At 70.2% G+C, this 14,954-nt stretch carries 12 protein-coding genes and 1 pseudogene; 7 read left to right on the forward strand and 6 right to left on the reverse strand.

The features are described 5' to 3' along the window. The first annotated feature begins 209 nt into the window (after positions 1–209). From E6C72_RS15615 to E6C72_RS15625, 3 genes are all read left to right on the forward strand, one after another. On the forward strand, positions 210–1,250 hold the full coding sequence (locus E6C72_RS15615; protein WP_199228640.1) for a 2-hydroxyacid dehydrogenase: 1,041 nt from the start codon (positions 210–212) through the stop codon (positions 1,248–1,250). Positions 1,251–1,453: 203 nt separating this feature from the next. Then, the gene (locus tag E6C72_RS15620; RefSeq protein ID WP_109083811.1) at positions 1,454–2,869 is read left to right on the forward strand and encodes an MFS transporter; all 1,416 of its coding nucleotides are present in this window, start codon (positions 1,454–1,456) and stop codon (positions 2,867–2,869) included. Between the two features lie 109 nt (positions 2,870–2,978). Then, positions 2,979–3,941 carry a DUF4862 family protein gene (locus E6C72_RS15625; RefSeq protein ID WP_109083810.1) on the forward strand — a complete coding sequence of 321 codons (963 nt, stop codon included), beginning with the start codon at positions 2,979–2,981 and terminating at the stop codon, positions 3,939–3,941. A 67-nt stretch (positions 3,942–4,008) separates the two neighbouring features. On the opposite strand, the pseudogene E6C72_RS32725 reads toward E6C72_RS15625, so the two are convergent. The 6 genes and pseudogenes from E6C72_RS32725 to E6C72_RS15655 all read right to left on the reverse strand — a co-directional run. Continuing rightward, a pseudogene (locus E6C72_RS32725) lies at positions 4,009–4,215 on the reverse strand (IS5/IS1182 family transposase); the annotation flags it as partial. Further along, the gene (locus tag E6C72_RS15635) at positions 4,124–4,933 is read right to left on the reverse strand and encodes an ABC transporter ATP-binding protein (RefSeq protein ID WP_109083809.1); all 810 of its coding nucleotides are present in this window, start codon (positions 4,931–4,933) and stop codon (positions 4,124–4,126) included. The pseudogene E6C72_RS32725 and the gene E6C72_RS15635, both read right to left, overlap by 92 nt. Positions 4,934–4,940: 7 nt before the next feature. Continuing rightward, a complete protein-coding gene (locus E6C72_RS15640; RefSeq protein ID WP_169055209.1) occupies positions 4,941–6,002 on the reverse strand; it encodes an iron ABC transporter permease in 1,062 nt (353 codons plus the stop codon). 2 nt (positions 6,003–6,004) lie between these two features. Beyond that, complete coding sequence (locus E6C72_RS15645) at positions 6,005–7,045, reverse strand: iron ABC transporter permease (protein WP_109083808.1); 1,041 nt, start codon at positions 7,043–7,045, stop codon at positions 6,005–6,007. 6 nt (positions 7,046–7,051) lie between these two features. Then, positions 7,052–8,020 carry an ABC transporter substrate-binding protein gene (locus E6C72_RS15650; RefSeq protein ID WP_109083807.1) on the reverse strand — a complete coding sequence of 323 codons (969 nt, stop codon included), beginning with the start codon at positions 8,018–8,020 and terminating at the stop codon, positions 7,052–7,054. A gap of 1 nt (position 8,021) precedes the next feature. Continuing rightward, positions 8,022–9,434: an MATE family efflux transporter gene (locus E6C72_RS15655; protein ID WP_109083806.1), complete on the reverse strand. Its 1,413-nt coding sequence runs from the start codon at positions 9,432–9,434 to the stop codon at positions 8,022–8,024. 497 nt (positions 9,435–9,931) lie between these two features. Between E6C72_RS15655 and E6C72_RS15660 the strand changes: the two genes are divergently transcribed. Genes E6C72_RS15660 through E6C72_RS15675 form a run of 4 tightly spaced genes read left to right on the forward strand, consistent with a single transcriptional unit; the run spans position 9,932 to position 14,635 of the window. Continuing rightward, on the forward strand, positions 9,932–11,476 hold the full coding sequence (locus E6C72_RS15660) for an ABC transporter substrate-binding protein (RefSeq protein WP_109083805.1): 1,545 nt from the start codon (positions 9,932–9,934) through the stop codon (positions 11,474–11,476). Continuing rightward, on the forward strand, positions 11,464–12,408 hold the full coding sequence (locus E6C72_RS15665; RefSeq protein WP_109083804.1) for an ABC transporter permease: 945 nt from the start codon (positions 11,464–11,466) through the stop codon (positions 12,406–12,408). Before E6C72_RS15660 ends, E6C72_RS15665 begins: the two co-directional genes overlap by 13 nt. Further along, positions 12,405–13,244, forward strand: a complete 840-nt coding sequence (locus E6C72_RS15670) for an ABC transporter permease (RefSeq protein WP_109083803.1) — start codon at positions 12,405–12,407, stop codon at positions 13,242–13,244. Before E6C72_RS15665 ends, E6C72_RS15670 begins: the two co-directional genes overlap by 4 nt. After that, positions 13,241–14,635 (forward strand): ABC transporter ATP-binding protein, encoded by a 1,395-nt coding sequence (locus tag E6C72_RS15675; RefSeq protein WP_109083802.1) that lies wholly within the window; start codon positions 13,241–13,243, stop codon positions 14,633–14,635. The genes E6C72_RS15670 and E6C72_RS15675 overlap by 4 nt, the downstream gene beginning before the upstream one ends. Positions 14,636–14,954: the final 319 nt, after the last annotated feature.

A 14,954-nucleotide genomic window follows, 5' to 3' on the forward strand; every position in this document is an offset into this window, starting at 1 on the left:
TGCCCAATTCTCGGCGGCCGGTCCGGCAGATGCCTAAGGACGCAGGGGCGGCATGGGGTGCCTTGCGCCGCCGCCCGCGATAAGAAGCATCCGGAGCGTGAACGGACCGGGACAGGGCATCGGATCCGGTCGGGCAATCAATCCATTCCGCTGACCGCAGCGCTCCGTCGCTGCGGAATTCGGCGGGAACACCATCGAGGGGGAAAACCATGAGTGCCAAGCCCAAGGGGAAATCGCAGGCCGGCGGGGGCAACGCTCCGCCCGTGTCCCCCCTCCGCGTGGTGATTGCCGACGCCAACTTCCTGCCCCACCGCGCCTTGATGGAGGCGCAGCTTCCCGCGGGCACCGTCGTGTCCTGGCATCCCGCCTTCGACGAGGCGGCGGTCGCGGCCGACCTGCCGGGCGCCGAAATCTTCGTCGGTCCGCGCTTCACCGCCGCGATGGGGGCCGCCGCCGATTGCCTGCGGCTGGTCCATGTCGGCGGTGCCGGCTATGACGGCATCGACGGCAAGGCGCTGCCCGATGGCGTGCTGTGTGCCAACACCTTCTGTCACGAATCCTCGATCGCCGAATATGTGGCGGCGACCAGCGTCGTCATGCGCCGCCAGCTTCTGCAACAGGACCGCGAACTGCGCAGGGGGCACTGGGATTCCTCCGTCTACGAAGCGCAGCGCTCCCAACTGGGGTCGCTGGCCGGCGCCACCGTCGGCATCGTCGGGTACGGTCACATCGGATCGCATGTCTGGCGGCTGATGCGGGCGTTCGGCGCCTCCGGCGTCGCCGTCACCTCACGGCCCGCCAGGGCCGAAGGAGAAGGGTTGAACTGGGTCGCCGGCACCGACGGTCTCGACCGCCTGCTCGCGGAAAGCGATATCGTCGTGCTGTGCCTGCCGCTGCTGCCGGAGACGCGCCACCTCATCGGCAAGGCCCAGCTTGCGGCGATGAAGCCCGATGCCTTGCTGGTCAATGTCAGCCGCGGCCCGCTGGTCGATCCCGAGGCGCTTTACGACGCGCTGAAGGAACGCCGCATCGGCGGTGCCGTCATCGACGTGTGGTACCAGTACCCGACCGGCGGCGCCCATGCCCAGCCGGCGGCACTGCCCTTCGACACGCTCGACAACATTCTGATGACGCCGCACATCTCCGGGGTCACCACCCAGACCTTCCAGGGCCGCGTGCGCGACGTCGCCGCGAACATCGCCCGGCTGGCGGCGGGAGAGCCGCTGCGCAATCTGGTCAGCCCCCGCTGAACGCCGGCTGACACCGTCGCGGGCTTGCCCGGCGGCAAGCCCGGCCACGTCAAACCGTTGGGCCAACCGCTGGCCCATTCGCTGGCGCCGTACCGCCGGCTTGTCCATCGCCGGCACCCTCACGATCGCGCCCCTCATCGCGCGGCTCAGGCCGTGCACGCTCATTGCTCCACCGCTGCGGTGGTTGATGAAGGAAGCAGGACATGTCTCAGATATCCAGCTCCATCGCGGAAACCGAACGGATCGCCCGGGCAGATGCCCCTGCCGCCGCTCCTGCCGCCGACGCGCCTGCCGATGCCAAGAATGTGCGCCGTGCCGCGCTGGCGGGGCTCATCGGCACGATGCTCGAAAATTACGATTTCGTGATCTACGGCACCGCCTCCGCCCTGATCTTCAGCAAGCTGTTCTTCCCGACGATCTCCCCGGCGGCCGGCATCATCGCCGCCTTCGGCGCCTATGCCATCGGTTTCCTCGCCCGGCCGCTCGGCGGCCTCTTCTTCTCCCATTACGGCGAGAAGTTCGGCCGCAAGTGGGTGCTGGTCACCACCCTGTTCCTGATGGGCGGGGCGACCTTCGCCATCGGCTGCCTGCCGACCTACGAGACGGCGGGCGTCTGGGCGCCGCTGCTGCTGGTGCTCTGCCGCTTCTTCCAGGGCTTCGGAGCGGGCGCCGAGCAGTCCGGCGGCGCCACGCTGCTGACCGAAACGGCCCCGCTGGGCCAGCGCGGACGGCTGTCGTCGCTGATCATGGTGGGTGCGGCCTTCGGCACCGCGCTGGGGGCCATCGCCTGGATCGGCGTGCAGCAGCTTCCCAACGAGGCGCTGATGAGCTGGGGCTGGCGTGCCATCTTCTGGAGCAGCATCCTCGTCACCATCGCCGCCTTCGTCATCCGGCTGAAACTCGCCGAAAGCCCCGTCTTCACGGAGCTGAAGAAGAAGGTGGATGTCCGCAACCAGGCTCCGCTCCGCGTCGTCGCGAAGCATGGCAAGAAGAACGTCATCAAGGTCATTCTGATGAACTGGGGCGTGTCGACCCAGTCCTACACCTATCAGGTCTTCATGATCTCCTACCTGATCAATGTGGTGGGGGTCGATACGCACTTCGTTCCGCCGGTCCAGCTTGCCGCCGCCATCGCCGCGTCCTTCGCCGCCTTTCTGACCGGCAGCCTGTCCGACCGTTTCGGACGCCGCCGGATGACGCTGGTGCTGACCGGAATCCTCGTCGTTACGCCGTTTCTCGTCTTCCCCGGCCTCAACACCGGCTCGCCGGTCCTGATCACCGCCATCATCGTGTTCGGTTACATGGTCGCCGCCCAGGGCGTGACCGGCGTGCACATGAGCTTCTTCCCCGAGATCTTCGGCAGCCGCTACCGCTATGCCGGCGTGACCCTGGGCCGGGAGTTCTCGTCGATCATCGGTGGCGGCATCGCCCCGCTGCTGTGCGCCTCCCTGCTGGCCTGGTACGGCAATTCCTGGGTTCCGGTCGCGATCTACATGGCCGTCACCATGCTGGTGTCGTTCCTGGCCACCTACTCGCTGCCCGAAACCCTCGACCGCGACCTGAACACGGCGACGGATGCCGAATGGGGCGAAGCGCGGCCTTCCACCGGCCGTGCCTGACCGCCGTCCGCGCCTGACCCGTGCGACGGCCGGTGCGGGGGGGCGCGATCCGGGATTGCGCCCCCCGCAGCCGTGAAAAACTGCCCGCGATAGAAAAGGGGCGACAGCCATGACCATCGAGCATCGTTCCAAGCCCCTCCGCGTCGTCGGCGCCTATGCCGCCCAGCCGGATGAGGCTCATGAGCGCAGGGCGTTTCTGGAGGAGGTTCTCTCTCTTCCCGGTGTCGACGGCCTGGAGATTTCCTGGGGCGCGCCCGGTTGGGAGCAGGATGCCCCCCTTCTGGCCGATGTTTCTGGCAATCGGGAAAGTCGGGGAGGGCATGTGCTGACCCTGATCGGGGCTGCGGCGACGATGGCCGCCAAGGCTCCGTCCGTCGGTTTGGCCTCTCCCGATCCCGATGGACGCGAGCGGGCCGTCCGGCTGGTCGCGTCGGCCCGCGAGGCCGCCCTGGATTGCCTGGCGCGCGGACAGCGCATCGTCGGCGTCGAGCTTCATTCGTTCCCGACCCTGGCGCAGGCCGATGCCGGGCCGGGTGGAGACGCGCTGGAGCGGTCGCTGTGCGAGATTCTGGGGTGGGACTGGGGCGGCGTCGCCGTCGTCCTCGAACATTGCGACGCCCGCACCGCGACCTTGCCCTGGCAGAAGGGCCTGCTTCCCCTCGACATCGAGATCCAGGCCGTAGCCGCAGCTGCGGCTATGTCGCCGACCCCCACGGGAATGGCGGTGAACTGGGGCCGCTCGGCAATCGAGGAGCGGGACGCGACGGCGCCCGAACGGCATGTGCATCGCCTGCGCTCCGCCGGTTTGCTGCGGGGAGTGATGTTTTCCGGTGCGACGGATCGCGATGGCGCTTACGGCATGGCCTGGAGCGACGTGCATCCGCCGCTCCGCGAGCAGGTGCCCGATTCCGTCATGGACCGGTTCAAGGTGGCGGCGGCGCTCGAAGCCGCCGGCGCGGGCCTGCTCTACGAAGGAGTCAAGGTCGCGGTGCGGCCGCCGCAAACCACCGTGAAGGATCGCATCGCCGCAATCCGCGGCACGCTCGCCGCCCTCGATGGCACGTCACCCTGACCGCGGCCTTGGTGCAGAACCCGGCTTGCTGACGGATTTCGCCCACAGGCGATGGAGATCAGGCGACCTGTGCGGGCAGAGTGCGGGCGCGCAGGCTGCGTCCGATCAAAACCTCGGAGCGAAGCATCGCCACCTCGACCAACGATCTCCTGCCATATTGGACGGCTCGCTGCACCAGGGTTTCAGGGGCGGGACTCGTGACGCCGGTTGCGGTGCTGGGCGAGGCTGACGTCGAAATGCGGGGCGGCGCCGTCGGCGACCTCGATGAAGCGGCCCCGCACCCGGAAGACCGTCTCGATCAGGCCGCTGCCGGCCAGCGCGGCCGGCGGGCCGTCGAACATCAGGGTTCCCTGCCGCAGCAGGGAAATGGCGTCGCACACCGCCATCGCCTGATTGATGTCATGGATCGCCATGACGACCGCGACGCCCCGTTCCCGGCTCAGCCGGTGGACGAGGTCGAGCACCTCGACCTGATGGCCGATGTCGAGGAAGGAGGTCGGCTCGTCCAGCAGCAGAACCCGGGCCTGCTGGGCCAGCGCCGCGGCGATCCAGGCGCGCTGGCGCTCGCCGCCCGACAGCTCGCGCAGGCCGCGATCGGCCAGCGCGGTCAGGCCGGTGCCGCCCAGCGCCCAGCCGATCGCCTCCTCATCCTCGGGGGAATAGCGGCGGAACAGCCCGACATGGGCGAAGCGCCCCTGGCGGACCAGCTGCTCGACGGTCATGTCCTCCGGTGCGGCGGGCTGTTGCGGCAGATAGGCCAGCTTCCGCGCCAGCGCGCGGCGGGGCAGGGCGTGGACGGGCTGTCCGTCGATCTCCACCCGCCCGCCGGTCGGGCGGATCAGTCCGGCGATGCTTTGCAGCGCCGTGCTCTTGCCCGAACCGTTCGGCCCGATCAGGCCGCGGATCTCGCCGGGCTGGAGCGACAGGCGGAAATCCGTCAGCGCCCGGTGGCTGCCATAGACGACGGACAGGTCGGAACAGAGAACCGGCATGCTACCCTCAGGGAGTTTTCCGAAGCAGGACGACCAGGACGGGGACGCCGAGCAGGGCGGTGACGACGCCGATCGGGATCTCGTCCGCCCCGCCGATCAGCCGTCCGGCCAGATCCCCGGCGGTGACCACCACCGCCCCCAGCAGGATCGTCACCGGCAGCAGAAGGCGGCGCCGCCGCCCGACGACATGGCGGGCCAGATGCGGCGTCAGCAGCCCGACGAAGGCGATCGGCCCGACCGCCCCCACCGCGCTGGCGGCAAGGCCGCAGGCCAGGCAGAGCGCCAGCGTGAAATGCCGGCGGTAGGACAGCCCGAAGGATTGGGCGACCGGGGCGTCGAGGCTCAGTAGGTCGAGCGGGCGCAGGAACGGCGGCAGCAGCGCCAGCCCGGACAGCGTGAAGGGGGCGAGGAAGGCGGCATGGTCCCAGCTGCGGGCGTAGAGGCTTCCCGCCAGCCATTCGAGCAGGATTTCGATCCGGGTGGAGCCCCAGCCGGCGATGATGCCCATCGCCAGCGCGTGCAGCAGCGCGCCGATCGCCACACCGCACAGGGTGACGCGCATCGGGCCGAGATCGTGACGCAGCGCCAGCAGATGGACCAGTCCCGCCGCTCCCAGGCCGCCCAGCGTGCCGACCGCCGGCAGCCAGGCGACCGGCAGTTCCGGCAGGGTGTTGCCGCCCGGCGCATGGCTGTAGACGCTGACCAGCAGGAAGACGGCGACCGCCAGGGTGGCGCCTTGCGAGATCCCCATGATCGACGGATCGGCCAGCGGATTGCGGGTGATCCGTTGCAGCAGCAGGCCGGCGACGGCGAAGTTGATCCCGGCCAGCACCCCGGTGGCGACGCGCGGCAGGCGGAAATCGAGCAGGATGGAGCGCGCCATGGCGCTGCCGCCGCCGCCCAGCGTGGCGAGGCTGTCGGACAGCGGAATGTCGGCGACGCCCAGCAGGACCGCCAGCGGCAGCGCCAGGGCGACCGCCAGCAGGCAGCCGGCCAGCACCAGCCAGCCGGAGCCGGCACGAAGGGAGGGGGAGCGGGAGGAGGGGAGCGCGGTCGCGGTGCGGTCCATTCTCAGACCTCTGTCCCGGAGGAGAAGCGGTGGCGGCGGACCAGATGGAGGAAGACCGGGCCGCCGATCAGCGCGGCGACGATGCTGACCGGGATTTCGCGCGGCAGGACGACGGTGCGCGCCACCAGATCGGCGGCCACCACCATGGTGCCGCCCAGCGCCGCGGTCAGCCCGATCAGCCAGCCGGGCCCGGGAGGCTTGAGCAGCCGGGCGATGTGGGGCGAGGCCAGCCCGACGAAGGCGACATGCCCGGCGACCGGGGCGACCCCGGCGACCGGCAGCACCGCCAGCAGAAGCAGCACCGGCTTCCACAGGACGAGGTTCAGGCCCATCCCGGCGGCGGCCTGTTCGCTGAGCGTGAACAGGGTGATGACGCGCAGGCAGGCGAGCGCGCCGGCCAGCCCGATGGCGACCCACGGCGTCATCGCCAGCAGCTGCGGCCAGGAGCCGCCCTGGAAGCCGCCCGACAGCCAGAAGAACAGGGAGGTCGATTGCGGGCCGCTGAGCAGGATCAGATAGGTGGTGACGGCCCCCAGGAACAGCGCCACGCTGATCCCGCCCAACGCCAGCCGCATCGGACCGCCGGTCCCGCCGCCGCCCCGCGCGATCCAGGCGGTGACGGCGGCGGCGGACAGGCCGCCCGCCAGCCCGACCAGCGGGTAATAGGCCGAGGAGAAGCCGGGCAGCAGCACGAAGCACAGCAGGATGGCGGTCACCGCGCCGGAGGTGACGCCGGTCAGCCCCGGCCCGGCCAGCGGATTGCGGGTCAGGATTTGCAACAGCAGGCCGGACACCGCCAGCCCGACGCCGCCGACGAAGGCGCACAGGCTGCGCGGCAGCCGCAGCGTCCAGACCAGGATGGAGTCGATGGCGTCGCTCGGGTGGAGCAGAACCGACAGCAGCGTGTCCGGCCGCAGCGGACGGCTGCCGAGCAGCAGCCCCCAGCCGCCGAGCAGCAGCGCCGTGAGCAGCAGCGCGGCCGTCAGCAGGCCGGGGGGCAGCAGGCCCCGGGGCAGCGGACCGGGTGACGGGCGGCTCGCCATCGCGGGTTACTTCCGGACGGCGGCGGGGATCAGCGTCGCCGCCTCGGCCTTGACGTCGATCGCCGGGAAACGGTCGGGATAGAGGAAATGCGCGGCCTCGCGCAGGACCAGCTCGCGGGCGATCGGGCCGTTCGGCTCGACCCACTCGTCGCCGACATAATGGACGCGGCCGTTCTTCACCGCCGACAGCCGGCTCCAGATCGGGTTGGACTGGTGCGGGCGTTCCGGGCCGGAGTCATAGACGAAGATCACCTCCGGATCCTTCTCCAGCATCGCTTCCAGGCTCATCTCCAGCCCGAAGCGGCCGCCCTGGACCATCGGGCCGGCGATGTTCTCGCCGCCCAGTTTGGTGACGATCCAGGCCGCCATGTTCTCGGTGTGGAAGGTGAAGGGGGTGTTGCCCGCCCACATGATCTGGAAGCGCGGGTGCCTGTCCTTCGGCGCCTTGGCGGCATACTCGTCCAGCCGCCTGCTGAAGGCGTCGTTCAGCTCCTGGCCGCGCTGCGGCTGGCCGAACAGGGCGGCCAGCTCCGCCACCTCTTTGAAGCTCTGGCCGGAAAGCTCCATGTTGTAGGCGAGATAGGGGGCGATCCTGTCGAACTGGGCGGCGTTGCCCTGGGTGTAGCGCCGCATGGCGACGATCACGTCGGGCTTGGCCTCCGCCAGCAGTTCCAGATTGGGCTTGGCCCGCTGGCCGATCTTCTTCATGCCGGCGGTCAGCCCCAGCAGATAGTCCGGCTCGCGCCCGGCGGTCATGTAGGTGGTGGCGACCGGCATCACCCCGACCGCCAGCGCCACATCGACGCCGAGATAGGAGACCGCGGCGATGCGCTGCGGCCTGGCGGGAACCTGGACGGTGACGCCGCGGTCATCGACGACGCCGCGGGTCGCAGCATCCTGCGCAAGCGCCGATCCGGCGGTCAGGGCGGCGGCCATTCCCAGGACGAGGCAGAGTTTCGGCAGGGTCCGGGTCATCTCAGCGTGCTTCCTTTGAAACGAGGGGCGGGGTCGCGGTGCCCGTCAGGGGGCGAAGGTCGAGGAGAAAGCGCCGCCACAGCAGCAGGCTGGTGGCGCCGAAGCCGAGGCAGAGGCCGAACCAGACGCCGTAGCCGCCCAGCCCCAGCGGATAGGCGCACAGCGCCATGGCGGGAATGCCGATCAGCCAATATCCGATCAGCGTGCCGGTCAGCCCCGCCCTGGTGTTCCCAAGGCCGCGCAGCAGCCCGACGCAGACATTCTGCGATCCCTTGAAATACTGGTGCGCGATGGCGAACCACAGCAGGGTGGTCGCGGTGGCGATCACGGCGGGATCGGCCCCGCCGCCGAGGAAGGGACGCAGCACCGCCGACGGAACAAGCGCGTAGAGCAGCCCGACCGCCGTCATGATCGACAGGGCGATGGTCATGGCGCGGCGCGCGATGTCGGCCACCTCGTGGCCCTGTCCCTTGCCGATGGCGCGGCTGACCAGGATCGAGGAGCCTTGCGACAGGCCGATGTTGACCTGATAGACGATGTAGGCCAGCTGGTTGACGATGTTGGAGGCGGCGAGCGCCACCGCGCCGAAGCTGCCCATGAACAGGCTGGCGATCGAGGTGATGGCGGCCTCCGACCCGTAGGTCAGGGCGATCGGGGTTCCCATCCCGGTGATGGTCCTCACCGCCGCCCGATCGGCCCGCCAGGCGTCGAGCGCCAGCAGCGGCCCCAGCAGCGGATCCCGCCCGACCGTGCGCAGATAGACCAGGAAGGTCCAGAGCTGCACCAGCGTGGTGGACAGGCCGATGCCGGCCAACCCGAGCCGCGGCAGGCCCAGCCAGCCATGGATGAACAGGGCGTTCAGCAGGGCGTTCACCGCGATGGAGATCAGCGTCACCCGCAGCAGCGATCCGGCCCGGCGCATGCCGACCGCGAATTGCCGCAGCACGTTCAGCCACAGCATCGGCAGCAGGCCGGGGGCGAGCGTCAGCATGATGCCCTGCGCCTGGGCGGCCACCTCCGGCGTCTGGCCGAGCAGCGGCAGCAGCCGGCTCGCCAGCACCAGCAGCAGGGCCGCCGCCGTGGCGGTCAGGGTGGCGACCAGCAGGGCGGAGCGCAGCAGCGCGCGCACCTCGCCGCGGGCGGTGTCGTCCAGCTCCCTCGCGCCGTTGCGCGTCTCGCCGCGCCCGGCGGCGGCGGCGACGAGGTTGCCGACCCCCGTCACCATGCCGACGCACATGGTGCGCAGCTGGTTGTGGAGCAGCATCGCCAGACCGCCGGCGGCCACCGCCTGGACGCCGAGCAGACCCATCATCAGCAGGTCGGTGCTGGTCAGGGCGACCTGGGCGAACTGGATCCCGGCGATGGGGGCCGACAGCGCGACGATGTCCCGATAGGGATGAAAACGGCTTCGCATGCTGCGGTCAGGCCCGCAATTCGATGCCGGCGGGACGGCCGCGGCTGTGGATATGGAGCGCCCGAGGCTGGTTGCAGGATCTCTTCATATCGATGGCCTCTTTCTGAAGGACGGGCGCGCTTCTGTGCATTGATGAATATTTTAAAATTGGCATTCAATCCGCCATCTGTTGGGCGGAGAAATGCCAACTGACTGCCGTATTGATGGCGTTGCAGCCTATTTACACTGTCTGGGCGAAGTTTTGGTCGGGTGTGTATTTGCCGCCGCCCATCCGTCTCTGCCGCTATCTATGACGGAAGCAAAAATGCTGTCAATGAGAATAATTATCAATATCAGAAATTTCGGGCCTGCACCCTTGCTTGGAGCGCCGGTATCATTCTGCCCCCGCGGTGACGGGCCGGTTCCGCCGACAGACCGACAGCCGTCTCCGTGGTTGATAAATGTAATGTTATAACATATCCATTCATTTTCCGCGATTGAACGACCCGGGAGCAACGATGCGCCGAATCCTGTCCTGTCTGGCTGCCTGCCTGGTGCTGGCCTGCACCCCGGCGGTATCCGCCAACGCCGCCGCCCCCCGTACCTTGCGTGTCGTGTCGCCGCTGGAGATCGGCGGAATCGACCCGGCGCGCAGCGGTTACATCTTCACCCGCATGGGGGTTGCCGAAACTCTGGTCGGGGCCGATTCCCAGGGGCGGCCCCTGCCGGCGCTGGCGGAAAGCTGGCGGGTGTCGGACGACGGCCTGACCTGGCGTTTCGCCTTGCGCCGCAACGCGCTTTTCCATGACGGCACCCCGGTCACCGGCGCGCTGGTCGTCCGCGCGCTGGAGCGTGCGCGCATCGCACCCGGCATCCTCGGCGTCGTTCCCATCACCGCCATCACCGCCGATATCGATGCCGATGGCGCCAGCGGCGTGACGATCGTCACCGCGACGCCCTTCCGGTCGCTTCCGGCCTTTCTGGCCCATTATTCCACGATCATCCTGGCGGCGGGGGCCTATGACGCCGGTGGTGCCGTGACGGCGATGATCGCCAGCGGCCCCTATCGGCTGACCGGCCTGAACGCGCCGCTGAACCTGGAGGCCGAGCGCTTCCCCCAATGGTGGGGCAAGGCGCCGGCCATCGACCGCGTGTCCTTCCTGTCGGTGGGCCGGGGCGAGACGCGGGCGGCGATGGCCGAAAGCGGGCAGGCCGATCTGGTCTTCACCCTTGCCCCGGAAACGGCGGCGCGGCTGAAGCGCAACGCCGGCCTGTCGGTGACGGTCCATCCCATTCCGCGCGTCCGCATGCTGAAGCTGAACGCCGCATCCCCCTTCTTCCGCGACGCCGCGGTGCGTCGGGCGGTGAGCCTCGCCATCGACCGCGACGGCATCGCCGCCGGGCTGTTGCGCAGCCCGACCTCGGCGGCGACCCAGCTTTTCCCGCCGACCCTGGCCGACTGGCATCAGGCCGCCCTGCCGCCGCTCCGCCATGATCCGGCCGCGGCGGAGGCGTTGCTGTCGGCGGCGGGCTGGGTGCCCGGCCCGGACGGCATCCGCGTCAAGGACGGCGAAGCGTTCCGCGTGACCTTGCGGACCTTCTCCGACCGGCCGGAGCTGCCGCCGCTGGCGACCGCCTTGCAGGAACAGTTCCGCCGGGTCGGGCTGGACGTGAAGATCGCCATCACCAGCAGCGGCGAAATCCCCGCCGGTCACCGTGACGGGACGCTCCAGATGGCCCTGGCCGCGCGCAATTTCAGTCTGGTCCCCGATCCGCTGGGCACACTTTTGCAGGATTACGGCCCGGAGGGCGGCGATTGGGGCGCCATGGGCTGGAAGAACGACGGCCTGATCGCCGCGCTGACGGATCTGGGCGGCGAAGCCGATCCGGCCCGGCGCGCGGCGCTGCGGGCACGGGTGGCGGACACGCTCCAGGCCGAACTGCCGGTGATCCCGGTGGCCTGGTACGACTATGTCGTCGCCGCCAACAAGCGGGTGGCCGGCGTCGAGGTCGATCCGCTGGAACTCTCCTTCAACCTGGAGCGGATGCGATGGGCCGATTGACCATGACGGTGTCGCGCCGGGTGATCCAGGCTCTGCTGGTCGCGGTGGTGGTCGGCGTGCTGTGCTTCCTGATGTCGGAAACGCTGCCGGGCGATCAGGCCTTCCGCGTCGCGGCGGGACGCTACGGCATCGATCTGGTGTCGGTGCAGGCGGCGGAAACGGTGCGGCTGGATCTGGGGCTGGATCGTCCCTGGTGGCAGCGGCTGGCGGCCTGGGGCGGCGATCTGGCCCGGGGCAATCTCGGCCTGTCGCTGGTGTCCGGCGAGCCGGTGCTGGACGAGCTGGCGCACCAGCTGGGGCACAGCCTGCTGCTGGCGGTCCTGGCGCTGGGGCTGTCGATGCTGATCGGCCCGCCGCTGGGCGTTCTGATGGCCTGGCGTGCCGGCGGCGCCGTCGATCTGGCCGGGCTGCTGCTGGCCGCCGCGCTGCGCGCCGCCCCCAGCTTCGCCTTGGGGATCCTGCTGATGCTGTGCTTCTCGGTCTGGCTGCCGCTGCTGCCGACGGCGGGCAGCGGCGAGCCGCTGGGCTGGATCCTGCCCGCCGGGGCGCTGGCCCTCGGGCTGGCGGCGATGTCCAGCCGGGTGACGCGCGACGCGGCGCTGGCCGCGATGCGGGCGCCGCCGGTCTTCTTCGGCGTCACGCGCGGGTTCAGCCTGTGGCAGGCGGTGCAGCATCACGCCTTGCGCAACGCGCTGGTTCCGGTCGTCACCTATCTCGGCGTCCAGCTGGTGGTGCTGGTGGAGGGCGTGGTGGTGATCGAATCGCTGTTCGCCTGGCCGGGCATCGGCCATGCGCTGGTCCATGCGGTGGTGGCCCGCGACATTCCGATGATTCAGGGAACGGCGCTGGTGATGGGGCTGCTGTTCGTCGGGCTCAACATGGTGGTGGACGCGCTGTGTCTGGCCATCGATCCGCGGGGGCGCGCGTCATGACCGATCACATCGTCGAAACCGTGAGCCTGTCCGCCCTGGACGAACGCCGTCCGGGGCGCTGGCGGCGCCGGCTGGGCTGGGGCCTGCTGGGGGCGGTCGTCGCCTTCGGTCTGCTCGGGCCGTGGCTGATCGCGGCCGACCCGCTGCAACAGAATCTGCGCGCCGTCCTGCTGCCGCCCGGTTCCGCCGAGGCGGTGCTGGGGACCGATCATCTCGGGCGGTCGATGGCGGCCCGGCTGGCCCAGGCCACGCGGCTGTCGCTGTGGCTCGGCCTGCTGACGGTGGCGTCGGCGGCCTTGCCCGGCGTCGCGCTGGGGCTGCTGGCCGCCTGGGCCGGCGGCTGGACCGACCGGCTGCTGACCGGCCTGTGCGATGCGGTGATGGCGCTGCCCGGCCTGCTGCTGGTGGTGATGATCACCGCCTTCTCGCCGGGGGGCTTCCTGCCGCTGTATCTCGGGCTGGCGGTGGCGCTGTGGGTGGAATATTTCCGTCTGGCGCGCGCCTCCGCCCGCACCCGGCTGCAACTGCCCGATGTCGAGGCGGCGCGCATGCTGGGCTTCGGCCGTCTCCACATCATCCGCCGCCACATCCTGCCGGACCTGTGGCAACCGCTGTCGACGCTTCTGGCCTTCGGGCTGGCGACGGTGGTCCTGGCCATTTCGACGCTCAGCTTCGTCAACATCGGTGTCCGGCCGCCGACGCCGGAATGGGGAAACATGATGACCGAGCTTCTGCCCTATTACGACGAGGCGCCGCTGCATGTCCTGATGCCGGCGATCCTGCTGTTCGCCTCCATGTTCGGCCTGGCGCTGCTGACGGATGGAGAACGGTCATGACCGGCGTGGCGGCGGTGGAGGTGGCGGTGGACGGGCTGCGGATCGGTGCCGGTTCGCAGACCCTGGTTCGCGAGGTCGGGTTCACCCTGCCGCAGGGGGGAATCCTGGTGATGATGGGCGAAACCGGGTCCGGCAAGTCGCTGGTCGCCCAGGCGGTGATGGGGTGCCTGCCGGCCGGGCTGTCGGCCGGGGGGCGCATCGCGGTGGCCGGACGATGCACGGTCGAGGAGCGGCGGAGCCTGTGGGGCCGGCATCTCGCCCTGCTGCCCCAGGAGCCGTGGAACGCCCTCGATCCGACGATGCGCGTCGGCCGGCAGGTGGCGCTGGCCCCCGTCCTGCTGGGGCGGAGCGGCTGGCGCGCCGCGCTGCGGCAGGCGGGCGGATTGCTCGACCGGCTCGGGCTGGCCGGGGTGGAGCGCCGCTATCCGTTCCAGCTGTCGGGCGGCATGGCCCAGCGCGTGGCCTTCGCGGCGGCCACCATCACCGGCCCGGCGGTGCTGATCGCCGACGAGCCGACCAAGGGGCTCGACGCCGACCGGCGCGACGCCATCGCCGCCCAGCTGCTGGGGGCGGCGGCACAAGGGGCGGCCGTGCTGGTCATCACCCACGATGTCGCCCTCGCCCGCAGGCTGGGCGGGCGGATGATGGTGATGCTGCGGGGCGAGGTGGTGGAGGAGGGCGGGACGGCGGCCCTGCTCGACCAGCCGGCGCACGCCTACACGCGGCGCCTGATGGCGGCCGATCCCAGCCGCTGGCGGCCGGCGCCGGCCATCGGGGGGAACCCGGCGGCGCCGGTGCTGGAGGCGGAGGGCGTCGCCCTGGCGCGCGGCGGGCGGACGCTGTTCTCCGGGATCGATCTGGCCCTGTCGCCCGGCCGGGTGGTGGCGGTGTCCGGCCCCAGCGGCTGCGGCAAGACAAGCCTGGGCAATCTGCTGCTCGGGCTGCTTCCGGCCGGGGCCGGGCGGGTCCGGCGCAGCGATCCCAATCCGTTGCGCTACCAGAAGCTTCATCAGGATCCGATCGCCGCCTTCGCCCCGGCGGTCAGTCTGCGCACCGGCCTGACCGACCTGTGCCGGCGTCACCGGTTGGATTGGTCGGCCGTGCGGTCGCTGCTGGAGCGGATGGGGCTGGACGAGGCCCTGCTGGAGCGCCGGCCGTCGGGGGTGTCGGGTGGCGAGTTGCAGCGGCTGGCCCTGGTGCGGGCGCTGCTGCTCGATCCCTGTTTCCTGTTCGCCGACGAGGCGACCTCCCGGCTGGATCCCCTGACCCAGGCCGAGGTCATGGGGCTGCTGCGCGATCTGGTGCGGGACCGTGGGCTGGCGATGCTGATGGTGACGCACGATTCCGCCCTGGCGGCGGGCATGACCGATCACCGGCTGCATCTGGCCTGAAGCCATCGGCTGCGACGTTGGCGCATGAGGGGGTTCCGTCAGCTCTCGCGCCAAGTCGGACGAGTGGGCGCGGCGCGGCCAGTTTCCGGCACGGTTGGTCAGGCGATGGGGAGGATGTCGCGCAAGGCGGCGACCCTTTGGGCATGGATTGCCCGTCGCCGGGCGGCCGGGACGTGCTGGTTGCGCCGGGTCGCCGGCCGCAGGACGTTGCGCACTTCATCATAGCGCTGCAGCCCGTTCTTTTCCTCTTGTGCGGAGACGGCCGTCCCAACATGAATCAGGACCGTGCATCGGCGGGCTCTCCCCCGATTCTGACGCC

The organism is Azospirillum sp. TSH100 (genome assembly GCF_004923295.1).
Taxonomy (GTDB): Bacteria; Pseudomonadota; Alphaproteobacteria; order Azospirillales; family Azospirillaceae; genus Azospirillum.

What these genes read in the sequence shown, in the direction of transcription:
- E6C72_RS15615 (WP_199228640.1), top strand. Translation starts at nt 210, where the DNA reads ATGAGTGCCAAGCCCAAGGGGAAATCGCAGGCCGGCGGGGGCAACGCT.
- E6C72_RS15620 (WP_109083811.1), top strand. Translation starts at nt 1,454, where the DNA reads ATGTCTCAGATATCCAGCTCCATCGCGGAAACCGAACGGATCGCCCGG.
- E6C72_RS15625 (WP_109083810.1), top strand. Translation starts at nt 2,979, where the DNA reads ATGACCATCGAGCATCGTTCCAAGCCCCTCCGCGTCGTCGGCGCCTAT.
- E6C72_RS15635 (WP_109083809.1), bottom strand. Translation starts at nt 4,933, where the DNA reads ATGCCGGTTCTCTGTTCCGACCTGTCCGTCGTCTATGGCAGCCACCGG.
- E6C72_RS15640 (WP_169055209.1), bottom strand. Translation starts at nt 6,002, where the DNA reads ATGGACCGCACCGCGACCGCGCTCCCCTCCTCCCGCTCCCCCTCCCTT.
- E6C72_RS15645 (WP_109083808.1), bottom strand. Translation starts at nt 7,045, where the DNA reads ATGGCGAGCCGCCCGTCACCCGGTCCGCTGCCCCGGGGCCTGCTGCCC.
- E6C72_RS15650 (WP_109083807.1), bottom strand. Translation starts at nt 8,020, where the DNA reads ATGACCCGGACCCTGCCGAAACTCTGCCTCGTCCTGGGAATGGCCGCC.
- E6C72_RS15655 (WP_109083806.1), bottom strand. Translation starts at nt 9,434, where the DNA reads ATGCGAAGCCGTTTTCATCCCTATCGGGACATCGTCGCGCTGTCGGCC.
- E6C72_RS15660 (WP_109083805.1), top strand. Translation starts at nt 9,932, where the DNA reads ATGCGCCGAATCCTGTCCTGTCTGGCTGCCTGCCTGGTGCTGGCCTGC.
- E6C72_RS15665 (WP_109083804.1), top strand. Translation starts at nt 11,464, where the DNA reads ATGGGCCGATTGACCATGACGGTGTCGCGCCGGGTGATCCAGGCTCTG.
- E6C72_RS15670 (WP_109083803.1), top strand. Translation starts at nt 12,405, where the DNA reads ATGACCGATCACATCGTCGAAACCGTGAGCCTGTCCGCCCTGGACGAA.
- E6C72_RS15675 (WP_109083802.1), top strand. Translation starts at nt 13,241, where the DNA reads ATGACCGGCGTGGCGGCGGTGGAGGTGGCGGTGGACGGGCTGCGGATC.